This is a genomic window from Streptomyces olivochromogenes (assembly GCF_001514115.1).
In the GTDB taxonomy this organism is placed as follows: domain Bacteria; phylum Actinomycetota; class Actinomycetes; order Streptomycetales; family Streptomycetaceae; genus Streptomyces; species Streptomyces olivochromogenes.
Window position 1 is genome coordinate 110,804 of the sequence record NZ_KQ948468.1, and the last position, 13,476, is coordinate 124,279.

The 13,476-nt window shown below is 59.0% G+C and carries 9 protein-coding genes; 5 read left to right on the top strand and 4 right to left on the bottom strand.

All coding sequences use genetic code 11. The features are described from left to right. Positions 1-49 precede the first annotated feature (49 nt). The 3 genes from AQJ27_RS37235 to AQJ27_RS52985 all read right to left on the bottom strand — a co-directional run bounded on the left by AQJ27_RS37235 (position 50) and on the right by AQJ27_RS52985 (position 4,935). Entirely contained in the window at positions 50-1,579 is a 1,530-nt protein-coding gene (locus tag AQJ27_RS37235; protein WP_159064489.1) for a hypothetical protein, read from the bottom strand. A 443-nt stretch (positions 1,580-2,022) separates the two neighbouring features. After that, the gene (locus tag AQJ27_RS37240) at positions 2,023-2,529 is read right to left on the bottom strand and encodes a hypothetical protein (RefSeq protein WP_159064490.1); all 507 of its coding nucleotides are present in this window, start codon (positions 2,527-2,529) and stop codon (positions 2,023-2,025) included. Positions 2,530-4,365: 1,836 nt separating this feature from the next. Next, positions 4,366-4,935 carry an Lsr2 family DNA-binding protein gene (locus AQJ27_RS52985; RefSeq protein ID WP_159064491.1) on the bottom strand — a complete coding sequence of 190 codons (570 nt, stop codon included), beginning with the start codon at positions 4,933-4,935 and terminating at the stop codon, positions 4,366-4,368. 465 nt (positions 4,936-5,400) lie between these two features. On the opposite strand from AQJ27_RS52985, the gene AQJ27_RS52990 reads away from it, so the two are divergent. Together AQJ27_RS52990 and AQJ27_RS52995 are read left to right on the top strand one after the other, a co-directional pair. Next, on the top strand, positions 5,401-7,812 hold the full coding sequence (locus AQJ27_RS52990; RefSeq protein WP_079065529.1) for a phage/plasmid primase, P4 family: 2,412 nt from the start codon (positions 5,401-5,403) through the stop codon (positions 7,810-7,812). Positions 7,813-7,860: 48 nt separating this feature from the next. Further along, entirely contained in the window at positions 7,861-8,499 is a 639-nt protein-coding gene (locus tag AQJ27_RS52995) for a GNAT family N-acetyltransferase (protein ID WP_079065530.1), read from the top strand. Positions 8,500-8,937: 438 nt separating this feature from the next. Here the strand turns inward: AQJ27_RS52995 and AQJ27_RS37255 are convergent, their stop codons facing one another. Continuing rightward, positions 8,938-9,516, bottom strand: coding sequence for a DNA-binding protein (locus tag AQJ27_RS37255; RefSeq protein ID WP_067378789.1), 579 nt, complete (start codon positions 9,514-9,516; stop codon positions 8,938-8,940). A gap of 438 nt (positions 9,517-9,954) precedes the next feature. On the opposite strand from AQJ27_RS37255, the gene AQJ27_RS59140 reads away from it, so the two are divergent. The 3 genes from AQJ27_RS59140 to AQJ27_RS37270 all read left to right on the top strand — a co-directional run bounded on the left by AQJ27_RS59140 (position 9,955) and on the right by AQJ27_RS37270 (position 13,476). Beyond that, on the top strand, positions 9,955-10,305 hold the full coding sequence (locus AQJ27_RS59140; protein ID WP_235613716.1) for a DUF6415 family natural product biosynthesis protein: 351 nt from the start codon (positions 9,955-9,957) through the stop codon (positions 10,303-10,305). Between the two features lie 650 nt (positions 10,306-10,955). Then, on the top strand, positions 10,956-12,185 hold the full coding sequence (gene bioB, locus AQJ27_RS37265; RefSeq protein ID WP_067378795.1) for a biotin synthase BioB: 1,230 nt from the start codon (positions 10,956-10,958) through the stop codon (positions 12,183-12,185). Beyond that, a complete protein-coding gene (locus AQJ27_RS37270) occupies positions 12,178-13,476 on the top strand; it encodes an adenosylmethionine--8-amino-7-oxononanoate transaminase (RefSeq protein ID WP_067378798.1) in 1,299 nt (432 codons plus the stop codon). Before bioB ends, AQJ27_RS37270 begins: the two co-directional genes overlap by 8 nt.

Sequence of the window (13,476 nt, forward strand, 5' to 3'; positions counted from 1 at the left end):
TCTCACAGGATTATACGGTATCTATTCAGATCCATAAGCGGCATTAGATTTAGCCCTGATGCCTGATGCGAATACGCGCCTTACGCTTCTGCTCAGGCTTGACCCACCGGAGTACGGCTCCCCCGATAGCGTCCGTGATGTCGTCACCCATATTCGGGTAAGTGAACATCTCAGTCTCCGCCTGGTGGAACTTCTCTGCATGGAAGACCAGAGGGTTGGGACGGTTCTGATAGAGCTGGAGAAGCCTTCCCGCGCGGGATTCCTTCTTCTCGCTTGAGTGGTACGTCTCTACCGTGATCGGCAGATCCTCAAAGAGTTCTTCAAAGAGGGCTCCACCCTGGTTGGTCTCCACCAGGAGAAGGGAGGCTTCCGGGAAAGCCGTCATGATGCCTTCAATGTAGAGCTTCAAGTCCTTACCGGTCATGCGTACTCCGGCTGCAAACTTCACAAGTGCCCTACGTGCGCCGGTAGTTGGGTCAATGGCTGCACCGACAACCGCAACACCAGTCAGGTCAGACTTCATGTTGTTCTTGGAGACAATCGGGTCAATCGAAATGTACGTACCGATGCACTCAAAGTCCGCGTACTTGATGTCACCAGGGCTCCACAGGAGTCCGGCCGCACCCATCGGGTCATTCTCGTAGTTCAACTTAAACTCCGCTGTGTGGCGTGCGTCGTTCATCTCGTCCAGGTCGAAAATGGGGTTACCAGGCCACACAGACGCCTCTGTGCCGGACTGGGGGTCCTGGATGAAGGGCTTGTGGTGGTGGACCTGGAAACGCGTCTCAGAGACCCACTCCAGCTCGGCGCCGGACTCCCCCTTGGCATGCCTCACCATGTCGTGCACGCATGATCCGTGCATGGTGACCGTTCCCGTCCACACCACGTTCGCCAGCCTGTTGAGCGGAAGAATGGCGTTGATGACGGACGTCAGACGCTGGTTCTTCATGTAGGCGGAGTAGTTCGCTGCGTCAGGCTCCAAGTCGTCCAGGACGATGGTGTCCGGCCGGAGGTTGCCCACCTTCATTCCAAGACTCTGGGAATCAATTCCCTTAGCGATGAACACAAAGCCGTTGCCGCAGAAGCGGGCTCCGGCCGAGTCTCCATCGGCCATGCCACGGATACGCCTCTTTGGCTGGCACAGCTCGGGGAAGTCCTCCCGTAGACGCTCGTTCTCGTCCAGCTCCTTCCTGAAGGTACGCAGGTGGTTCTGTGCCTGGTGGTCCGCGTTGGCGAAAGCCACTGTGAAGCGGCTGTATCCGTAGGCAGCCCACCAGAGGGGCAGTACCAGGTACCACCAGGTGGACTTACCGAGGTTTCGAGGGGCCACAAAGGCATGCCTGTTCTCGGCAATCTTCTTAGGTGTGGTCCGGTCCCAAGTCTTTGCTAGCTCCGCCCACTCTTCATGCACCGGAGAGAAGGAGATGACGCCTGTATCAGGGTCACGCACGGAATCCGGTAAGTAGATGAGGGCAAACCTGATGGGGTCTCGTGCACAGACGGCACGCCTGTACTCCGGACTAGTGGCTAAAGCCTCTGCGTCCAGTCCTTTCATGTGCTTGGCAAGGATTGGGTCCATCACTTCTCCTAAGTTTTCATTCCTCCCACTGCTTAGAGATTGGAATGGGGGTAGTCCCGATGATCATGTACATTGTCAATTCTATGTGTACCCCCCACCTACTTTGCTCGGTGAATTCAGAGCAAATCCCTAAAGGGCTTGACAATGAGTCGGCTCCCTTATTCATCAAGCCGTTCAACGTTCAATGAATAAACGGGGAGACGTCCGGCCTAAGCGCCGGACACATTCAGTGACTGAGTAACCGGCGCCCTGGTGTCGGCAAGAGGGTGTGTGAGAGATGTGTGTGAGACACAAACGATCATGCAATAGATGCAGGTCAGAGCTTGATCAACTACTGACGCTACCTGCGTTCAGTATCGTCACATCTCACTGAGGGTGACCGCATAAGGCTGCATACATAACCATGCGGGCTCTGCATAACCAGGTGAATAGCCGTCCCTGAATTACTCGGATAGCTCTCGGTCTTCCTGGTTCTTCTCTTCCATCTCGGCTACCAAAGCCAGGATAGATGCGTCCACCACAGATGAAGTGGTTACGGTGTGCTCAGTCTTAACAGGGGTGTCGAGACCTAGGTACTTTGACCTGCGCTCACTGGTCTTCAGGATGCGGTCAATAGCCTTGAAGACAGGCTCTGTGTCCGCGATAGGAGAGCCGTCAAGCGTGATTACCTTGCCATGCTGGAAGGCTACGTGCTGGTCCTCCAGGAGCTTCCAGGCCAGTGCCTCAATGCGGTCCAGCTTGTCCAGCTCTACGGCCCTAGCCTTCTCGGCAATGGGTACAGAGATCTCAGCAATGTACTCGGCTAACAGGGTGCGGATAGTCTCCCGACTAACCCCTAACTCAGCACCAATAGCGCCGTTAGTCATCCCCTTAAGGGACATTGCATAAGCCTTAGCCCGCATATCCGCACGCTGTGCGGGATTACCGGTCTTTCCATACTGCTTAGCCATTGGAATTCCTTTCATGAATAGAGCGAATAGGGGTGCATAAGCATTCCCCTTTAGAAGAAAAGGCGGGAATTGAATTGATTAATGGAAACAAAGGGGAATTTGCTGGATTTGCAGTGCAAACCAAGGCAAAATGTCAAAAAGATCATGGAAAAGATTGCAAAATGGGGTTGACACACACAAAACAGGGGGGTACGGCCTATTCACGCACCCATCAAGCCCCGACTACAGGATAAAGCCAAAGCCCCAAACCACAGTGGGCAACCCCTAAAGCACACTTAGACAATGTCTAAACTAGAACCCTGAGCTTGGCTTTCCTTCTCCGGGACAACTTGCACCACTCATCCTCCGCAACCCTCTGGGGGAAACCCCTCAGCTTCATTCCCCCGTTTCCCCCGCCTTTCCCCCCTCGTTTCCCCCCGCCTTCAAACACCTTCTGACCTGTACTTATCTATCTCTATGGGGGGAAAGGGGGAAACTTTGAAAGAAAAAGAAGGTATAAGAGAAACACAGTCGGCAACAGAGAGAAATAGAGGGCAGAGAGCGAATGACTCTCCCCAACGCAGTTTCCCCCCGACAAGTACTCTGACCTGCACTTTGTCACAGGGGGTAGTGGGGGGAAACTTTTCATTCCCCCCACCAGCTCTCTGACCTGCACAAACGCAGGGGGCATTACAGGGGGTAGTCCCCCACTTCCCGGGGGAAAGACCCCTGCCGTTCTCCCCATCGAGTAGCCGACTGGGAAACAGGTCTCCAGACCTAGACTTATAGCTCTGCCTAAACAATCGCGTCCTCGGAAAGGAGCGCACACAATGTCCACCATCACCCCCACCTACACAGCAGTCCTCTGCACATTCCCTGAGTGCTCCAAGCCAGTACGTGCCCGAGCCCTCTGTATGGGGCACTACGCACAGCAGAGCAAGGGAAAGCCGCTTACTCCCCTAAGGACCACCAAGCCTTCTACAACCGGCTGTGCCTTCCCAGGTTGCCGAGCACCTCACTGGGGTCACGGCTTATGCCGTCCGCACAATAAGGAGAAGGCAAGGGGCACCAGCAGTCTCGTGCCACCAGGAGCCCCGTACAGGATTCAGCAGCAGTCCAAGGGCCGTTGGTTCACCATCGGCTATGGAGAAGACTCCGTAAGCGCACACAGGACGCTCAACAGGTGCCGTGCCAGTAATCCGGCTACCGGCTTCCGTCTGATCCTCTCTCCGGCCGTCTGAGGGCTCTCTCCGGCTGCTCCTGGTGACGCGCATCCGTCCCGGTCCAGTCGTAGCGTTGGAGTATGCCCAAGAGACGCGGGCTCACCTTTCACGAGATGCGTGACCACCTGCGGCCGAGGTGCCGTGAGTGCGGTTGGCGCAAGCATTACGTGGAATGGCACAGGGCCAACCCTGGCAGTGCGTCTGAACCGCGTTACATGCCCGGTTGGGCAGCCTGCCTGAACCCTGACTGCCCCTGTAACCCCAAGCACCAGCGACGGGAGGCAGCAGACACCAGCTCGGAGCCAACACAGGATCAGCCGTCCGCAGAAGGGGACTCTGGCCCGTAGCCCTCCCCACCACCAACCGGCTACCAGGGTGGGTTAGCGAGCGTTCACCTGACAGTGCGTCATCTGACGGGTAGTCAGATCACCGCACACGGTCTGACCTGCGAGTTTCAAGATCAACTTCCTACAGCCGGCCGTTTTCGGGTGATCATGGAATCCGGCTTGCCGACAAGCACCAGGACCAAGCCGTCTGCCCTGTGCCGACAAGGGCTCTGAGTACCCCTACAGCAGCCGGACACAGCAAAGGGGCCCGGTCCTAAGACCGAGCCCCTTTAGCGTCCCCAGACGGCTTATGAAGCGTCCGGACGCTTCACCCCAGGGTTGTTCGTGTAGTAGAGATCAATGATCCGGTTAGCCACTCGGCCCTTGTCGTTGACCTCATGTCCGGCACCCCGAGCCCAAGCGCGAATCGCGTTCAGGTCGTGGCCGGAACCACCCGAGGTGGAAGCAGTCACACGGGGAGTCGCCGATACAACGCGCTCACGTGACTTGTCGTAGAACGGCTTGAGGGCCGTTACCAGCTTCTTGATGGACGCGTCTGAGAGGTCAAGCTCCCGAGCCTCAAAGTCCCAGTACTTCTCGGTGACGATCTTGGCCGTTCCGTCGCCGTTCAGAACGGTGTCACCTTCTGCGTCCAGCTCGGTCGTCTCGCGCTCCTTCTCCACGGGCACCAGGAGCGGAACGCTCTCGGTTCCTCCGGGAGCCGCCTTCTCCGTGAAGTCGTCTACGTACTCCACTTTGAAGTACGTGACCAGCGGCTGAGCGTCAGGGAAGCCAGGAAGCGGAGTCTCTACGCGCTGAATGTTCTCCTTGTCCTTCTCCCACTCGGCTTCCGTGACGACTACCGGCTTCTGTGCCATTGGGTACCCCCACTGTGCTGTGTTGTTGATGCCTTGTCCGTGGACCCTAGCACTCCTTAGACGTGCATGGACCCTTTCCCGCACATCTGGACTTCTGGACCATGTCAATCCAGGTTGACGAGTTGCCTCCTTCGGTCCTCTCATGTGCCGGTATTCTTAAGGGGAAGGTGAAAGAAGCCGGTCTTCCGGCCCTTCTTTTTCCCTTCTCTCGTTACTACACATGTCTTACAGATCGGAGAAGAACCATGAACGTCGCTCCTCATGACCCCACCCTTCAGGCCCGAGTGCCTAAGTGGATGGCAGACGAGACGACATGCCTAGCCAACCTTCAGGGAGTCCCCATCTCGGAAGTGATCAGGCAGGCATTACGGGCCCACCTAGAGAAGCACAACATCAACCCACCTGGGTACGTAGGTACCCCATCCAAGTAGCACCAGCGCGATTACCTAAGGAGACAGAAGCGCTATGAATAACTCACAGGACTTACTAGCAGGGGCCAAGGTACTTATTGCCAAGGGTCGCAGTGTATTCCTCATCGCCGGTAACAAGATGCCTTACGCAAACTGCGATGAATGCAGGGGAGAAACCACACCCGCTCACCGCGCTGTATGCAAGTGCCTTAAGACTGGTGGGCTCTGCCACGGCTTCTACGCCGCTACTGATGACCTGGACCAGGTTTCTAAGTGGCTTGAAGAGCACCCAGAGTGCACGCTTCTTGGTGTACCTACCGGAAGCTCTACCGGCATCTTCGTAATGGAGTATGACCCCAAGAATGGAGGAGAAGGCTCTTACAAGACTCTCGTGAAGGAGCACGGCGAGATTGAGACTGAGATCAACCGTTCCCCCTCCACGGGTCTTCATCTCGTCTTCAAGATGCCTGACTTTGAGTTCCAGAGCATTCACAACAAGCTGTGGCCTGGTATCGACATTAAGGCCGGTGGTGGATACCACATCGTTCCACCATCCCATTACACAGACGCTGAGGGTGTACGTAAGGCGTACACAGCCGTCAACACCATGGAGCCTCAGACTGCCCCTCAGTGGCTTCTAGACAAGATCTGGGATTACCAGACCAGTAAGAAGTGGGATCCAACATCCCGGCTTCTGAGCCAGAACCAGCGTCAGGAGTACAACCCTGCCAACCTGACTCAGGGTCAGATTGAACTTGTAGAGAAGACTGTCGACTACTGGACGGACCGCGTTCGTAGTGCCAAGGATGGTGATCAGAATAACCTGATCTACACAGCGTCTCGCGTTCTGTTCTCTCTGGTCTTCCATGGCGTACTTGACGAAGAAGACGCACACGTTCACCTGGAAGACGCGTGCGAGGAAGGCAACCACCCCCAGAGCCGTTCTCTGAAGTCCATTGACTCGGGTATGCGGGCAGCTTTAGCTGACCCTGATCCCCTAGACGACGCTCTTTCTGATGACCGCTCCATTGTGGCTGCATTCACTCAGGACGACTTTGGTAATGCAGACCGAGTCATCTTCCACGCAGGACACATCCTTCGCTATGACCCTGACAGGGAACAGTTCCTCATGTGGAACAGTACCCGCTGGTTACCAGCCACTAAGTCTCGCGTCTCTGGTGTGGTGGAAGACGTCCTTAAGAACATCGCTAAGACTGAGGGGCCTTTCTACAGCGCAGATTCTTACCCAGCTTCCGAGAAGGGGAAGAAGGACAAGAAGACACACAGGGAAGCATTCGTCTCTTGGGCACAGAAGCAGAGGTCCACCTACGCAGTCAATCAGACTGTTCAGCGTCTTCCGGGACGTGAAGCTCTCTACTGCTCTGTAGATGAGTTTGACAAGGACCCGTACCAGATCAACACACCAACTGGTGTTGTAAACCTGACTACTGGTGAGCTTCTACCGCATGACTCTTCTTATCTCTGCACGGAGATCACTGGGGCGGCATACAACCCAGACGCTACCTGTGCTGAATGGGAAAGGTTCCTAGAATTCGTCATGCCGGATCCTGAGCACCGCGCCTACCTAAAGCGTCTCGCCGGAATGAGTGCTATTGGGGAAGTCCGTGAACAGGTCTTCATTCTGAACAAGGGTGCTGGTGGAGCTGGACAGGGTGTCTTCCTTCAGGTTCTCCACGCTGTCCTAGGTACGTACGTAACCAAGGGAGCTACCCGAGTCTTCCAGGCCGGTAGCGGCACTACAGCACGTTTCGACGCTGCCAACTGGACGGGTAACCGAATCGTCTACTTCGATGAGTTAGGTGAACACAAGCTGAATGAAGAGGCACTGAAGGAGCACACCGGAGGTGATGAGATCCACACCGAGCGCAAGGGTGAGACTGGTTTCGACTTCACACCTAAGTACACCATCTGGATTCGTACTAACCACATCCCTCAGATGCGCAACGACAACTCTATGAAGCGTCGTTTCCTTCTCGTCAACTGGGACGTGATTGTGCCTGGAATGGTTTGGGACTCTTTCCGCAGCATGGACCATGCGCGAGTAGACCAGTACTTCTACAACCAGGAAGCCTCTGGGATTCTCAACTGGGTTCTTGAGGGTACGCGCGACTACCTTATGCACGGCTTGAAGGTTCCAGCAGACCTAGAAGCCGCCGCAACCGCCTCTCTGGAAGAGAACGATGCAGAGGCAGGGTTCATGAGTGCCTGTGTAGAGATTGACCAGGATAACGAGGATGCAACCGCACTTATCTCTGACGTCTACGGAGCCTACAAGACTTACGTAGAGGAAGAATTCGGCCGGAACAGTGATCAGCTGAAGGGGCAGCGAGCGTTTAACAAGATGCTTGCCGAGAAGTACAAGCTGAAGAGGACAGGTAGTGACTACCACAAGCCAGCCAAGTGGTTCGGTGTCCGACTCAAGACAAACATTCTGCGTGTCCGTTAACCAATTCACTATGGGGCCTGGTATCCAGGCCCCTTTAAGGGAGTATCCATGAAGAGTGAAGATGACTTATTAGACGAGTTAGAGGCATTAGCCTTTCCTCCGCATCAGATAGTCGTCGTTGATATCGACAACCCAGAACACCTAGATATTCTGACTGATCTGGACATCAAGCGTTCTCTTGAGAATCCACAGCCAGGGGATTGCTTATCTCTCTGGGGTCCCACTTATCTGTTGGCTCACACCGATGGAACACCAGCAGGTTTCCTCACTCTAAGGCCATTGGAAGATGACAGGATTGGTATCGATGCTCTGTATGTCGCGAAGGAGTACAGAGGTAAGGGCTACGGCTACGCGTTAACCCTGGTTGCTGAGTTGGCTGCACGGCGCTTCAAGCTCCCGTTAGTAGCCCTTCAGCCATTAACCCTCTCAGGTAGGAAGTTGATGGGGTACGCAGATGTACAGATCGCAGACATTAATCCTGGACGGGAGGAATACCTCACCAAGGGGTCAAAGGGTATTTGGGAGGCTTACCGAGCCGAGACAACGTGTAAGCACCATCACGCCCGTTCCCGTAAACCTGCATGTGATAGGTGCGTCTACAAGAACGTCTATCCTCGAATCCGGCACACTGTAGGTTTGATTGCTAATCAGAAGCGCGCACAGATAACTCTTGGTGTGGTTGCGTAGCCGAAAGCGGGTAACCGTTTGTTTGGTAAGCTGTAGGCATCCTTTCGGTAAGGGTAACAAGCGAGAAGGCCCCTGGGACTCCAGTCCCCCAGGGGCCTTATCGTTTGTACGAGAGTAGCCGAAAGCGTGTTATCAAGTTCTTGATAGAATAGCTATTAGCAACAAGGAACAAGCCGGTCTAGGCGACGAAAGAGGGTGAAGCCAACACATACACTAGGAGTAGACCGATGTACGCAGACGACTTTGACGCTTTCGCACATGACACATACGAGAACCACATGTACGAGAAGATTCGTGCCGAGTACCCACACGCAACACCGGTAGAGGTAGCTATGCGCGTGATTGGTGCTCTCAACTTGGGTGAATGAAGTAGCCCTCACATAGCTAGAGGGAGAGACCCAGTGGGCGGGGCCTCTCCCTCTTTTGTGTTCCAGCCGCTCAGCCGATCGGCACTGCACGACTCCACAACTCTTCTGCATGCTCGGAGAAGCGGTCAAACATGCCGCCTTCCTTGACTCGCCGGAGGTGCATCAACGGAGAGTCGTGTCCAACTAGCCTAGCTAGGTGGGGAGTTACTAGCGAGTGGTCATCAAACCTGAAGACCGAGAGAGACACGTGATTCACCGCATCCTCAGCCGCACTGAAGCGCGCTTCCAAGCCGTCTAGGTCTCCTAGGCGTCTTAGCTCTTCAAGCGTCATGTGAATGCGCGTGGAGACTGTTAGAGCAACGTCCTCAATGACTTCTCTCTGTCGGGTGACTTCCCCGTTTGGGTCACCTAGGAGAAACCGCACGCGTACACCAGACTTGGTCTTCCGGCGCAAGAGGGCAGAGAAGGCGGGGACCTGCGTCCAGAAGAAGTAGTTCGTGTATCCGCTCAGGAAGAGATCATCTTCTGTCTCTTCGATCAAGCTTGCCCACAGGGTGGAAGGGGCCGCAGAGCGGTAGGGGTAGGACTGAACGATCTCCAGGTCTCCACCCGTCTTGATCCGTTCCCTGACGGCTTTGGGCCAGAGCATTTCCTCATCTACTCCCAACACCTGTGCAGCGTCTTGCCTGTTCCGAGCATGGGGCACTAGATCAGCGTCCGCCAACCAGCGCTCAATGGTCTTCCCGGTTACCCCGATGCGGGCAGCCAACCGGCGCGGTGACTGATCCGCAGCGTCCATAGCTTGTCGTAGCGATGTGTTCAAGGCTTCCCCCGAGGACGTTTGGGCTTTTTCCAAGGTAGCCCCGAGACACCTCAAGTGTCCCTGCCCATGGACGAGATACGTCCCTTCAGGGGGCGGACGCTCGGTCTGGTCACGCGTGCGCGTGGCCCCTGAACGCAAAGGCCCCGGACCACATGCAGCGTGATCCGGGGCTAGCCGACTAGCTAGGAGTCGACCATGACGAACCGTAGCGCTCTGCCCGCCGTTCCGGAGAAGCGGACACAGGCACCCCTGGACATCAAGACCATGCGAGAGACGTCCCTCAGGCTTCTCGGGCCGGACGCTCAACTCCCCACGTGGGAAGAGCTGGAGACCCTGATCCTCACTCTCAGGGGCATGATCATGCTGGCTATCCCGGAGGTAGAGATCTTGGCTCAGCGTCTCTCCAGGGAGGACATCCCCCGGTACTGCGCACTCGCCTGCATCGGGGATGCCAGGCAACGGCTGGACCTGGTCCAGGGGCACGGCTTGCCCGCTGGTATCGCTCACGCACGGAAGCTGTCACGGGCACTCAATGCCCTCTGTGATCACCATGTGGCTCTGTCCAATCCGGCCTTGCCCACGTTGCCTGGCAAGCCGACTCAGGAAGCCTCATAGCGGCTTCACCAGTTCCGTGCCGACAACGGCCGTCTGATCCCCGATACGGGTCCGCATGGTGACCACATCGCGACAGGGTCACGTGGGGCTACGGGCTCCACAGAACGACTGAAACGCCAGAAGGGCGCCGGAGTACCGGCGCCCTTCTCTCGTGCCCTCAGAGAGCCCTACAGGGGCTCTCAGCCTTCAGTCTCGGGACGGATGAACTCCACTCGATGCGCACCAGGACGGATGTCCAGGTCTTCCCGGGTAGCCCTAGAGCGAGTCTGGTTGTCCCGTCCGTGCTGACTACAGGCGGCATCCCAGACGGCTTCCTCCGGGGCGTACTCAGGGGCATCCACCTGGAAGACGTACTCAGTGCCGGTTGCAGCACCCTTTGCGGTCACTCGCCACATGATCTATCTCTCTCCCCTGGTCAGAGGCTGTTTGTAGGAACCCCACACCATGGTCATCCGCCTGATTCGCGTGTCACGCGTCTCTCACCGAATGTAGCTCTGACCATGGACTTTGCGCCTCTGACCTGGACTCTTCCCGGTTGTGTGCTCCGTGTGGACTGTGGCGGACAGTACACAATCCCCACACGTCGAACCGTCTCTGTTGTGCAAACTCTCCTTGGCCACAGCGGCTCGCATACGTCAGGATCGGATCTCATGGACCTGCTGAACACGCTGGTGGACAAGGGGCTTCGGCGCGAGCTGCCGACCCGTGACGAGGCGCTGGCCGTGCTGGCCACGTCCGACGACGACGTGCTCGACGTGGTGGCCGCGGCCGGAAAAGTCCGCCGGCACTGGTTCGGCCGTCGAGTGAAACTCAACTATCTGGTCAATCTGAAGTCCGGTCTGTGCCCCGAGGACTGCTCGTACTGCTCGCAGCGCCTCGGCTCCAAGGCCGACATCCTCAAGTACACCTGGCTCAAGCCGGACCAGGCCTCGCAGGCCGCGGCGGCCGGGCTCGCCGGGGGCGCCAAGCGGGTCTGCCTGGTGGCCAGCGGCCGCGGTCCGACGGACCGTGACGTGGACCGGGTCTCCGACACCATCAAGGCGATCAAGGACCGAAACGAGAACGTCGAGGTGTGCGCCTGTCTGGGCCTGCTCTCCGACGGCCAGGCCGAGCGGTTGCGCGAGGCGGGCGCGGACGCCTACAACCACAACCTGAACACGTCCGAGGGGACGTACGGGGACATCACGACCACTCACACGTACGCCGACCGGGTGGACACGGTCCAGAAGGCGCACGCGGCCGGTCTGTCCGCCTGCTCGGGTCTGATCGCGGGCATGGGCGAGTCGGACGAGGACCTCGTCGACGTCGTCTACTCGCTGCGCGAGCTCGACCCTGACTCCGTTCCGGTGAACTTCCTGATCCCCTTCGAGGGCACCCCGCTCGCCAAGGAGTGGAACCTCACCCCGCAGCGGTGCCTGCGCATCCTGGCCATGGTCCGTTTCGTCTGCCCGGACGTGGAGGTCCGCATCGCGGGCGGCCGCGAGGTCCACCTCCGCACCATGCAGCCGCTCGCCCTGAACCTGGCCAACTCGATCTTCCTCGGCGACTACCTCACCAGCGAGGGCCAGGCGGGCAAGGCCGACCTGGACATGATCGCGGACGCCGGGTTCGAGGTGGAGGGCGCGGGCGAGGTGACCCTGCCGGAGCACCGCGTGACGGCGGGCGCCGGCTGCGGTGCGCACGCCGAGGCCGGGTGCGGCTCGCACGAGGGCGGCGGGTGCGGCTCGCACGCGGACGCCGGGTGCGGCTCGCACGAGGGCGCTGGCGTCTGCGGTTCGGTGAAGGTGCGGGCCGAGCAGGAGCAGCCCGCCGAAGCGCGTACGGATCTCGTCGCCGTACGCCGCCGGGGTGCCGGAACGGATCTCGCCCCCAATGCCTGACCGGTCCGAGCCGTCCACGCTGCCCGTGCGGGAACTGCTGGAGTTGGACCGGCGGCACGTCTGGCACCCGTACGGCCCCATGCCCGGCCGTCAGGAACCGCTCGTCGTGGAATCGGCGAGCGGGGTACGCCTGCGGCTGGCGGACGGCTCGGGCGAACTGGTCGACGGCATGTCGTCATGGTGGTCGGCCATCCACGGCTACAACCACCCGGTCCTCAACGACGCGGCGCGCGACCAGCTGGAGCGCATGAGCCATGTCATGTTCGGGGGGCTCACGCACGAGCCCGCCGTGCGGCTGGTGAAGCGACTTGTCGACATCACGCCCGAAGGCCTGGAACACGTCTTCCTCGCCGACTCCGGATCGGTGTCGGTCGAGGTCGCCGTCAAGATGTGCCTCCAGCACTGGCGCTCGCTCGGCCGCCCGGGCAAGCAGCGGCTGCTGACCTGGCGCGGCGGCTACCACGGGGACACCTGGCAGCCGATGTCGGTGTGCGACCCCGAGGGCGGGATGCACGAGCTGTGGCAGGGCGTGCTCCAGCGCCAGGTGTTCGCCGAGGCCCCGCCGGTCGCGTACGAGGAGTCGTACGCCGACCATCTGCGCGAGCTGATCGGGCGGCACGCCGACGAGCTCGCCGCGGTGATCGTGGAGCCGGTGGTACAGGGCGCGGGTGGGATGCGGTTCCACTCCCCCGCGTATCTGCGGGTGCTGCGGGAGGCGTGCGACGCGCACGACGTGCTTCTCGTCCTCGACGAGATCGCGACCGGCTTCGGCCGGACGGGCGCTCTCTTCGCGGCGGAGCACGCCGGTATCACGCCGGACGTGATGTGCGTCGGCAAGGCGCTGACCGGCGGCTATATGACGATGGCGGCGACGCTCTGCACGGCGCGGGTGGCCGAGGGCATCTCCCGCGGTGACGTCCCGGTGCTGGCTCACGGCCCGACCTTCATGGGCAATCCGCTGGCCGCCGCGGTGGCCTGCGCCTCGATCGACCTGCTGCTCGGACAGAACTGGCAGGCCGAGGTCAAGCGGATCGAGGCGGGGTTGCGGGACGGCCTCGCGGAGGCGTCCTCGCTGCCGGGTGTCCGGGACGTACGAGTCCTGGGTGCGATCGGCGTCGTCCAGCTCGACCACGAGGTCGACATGAAGGCGGCCACGGCGGCGGCCGTGCGCGAGGGCGTGTGGCTGCGCCCGTTCCGCGACCTCGTCTACACGATGCCGCCTTACGTCACGGGTGACGCGGACGTGGCACGGATCGCGCGCGCGGTGTGCGCGGCGGCGCGGGAGGGATGA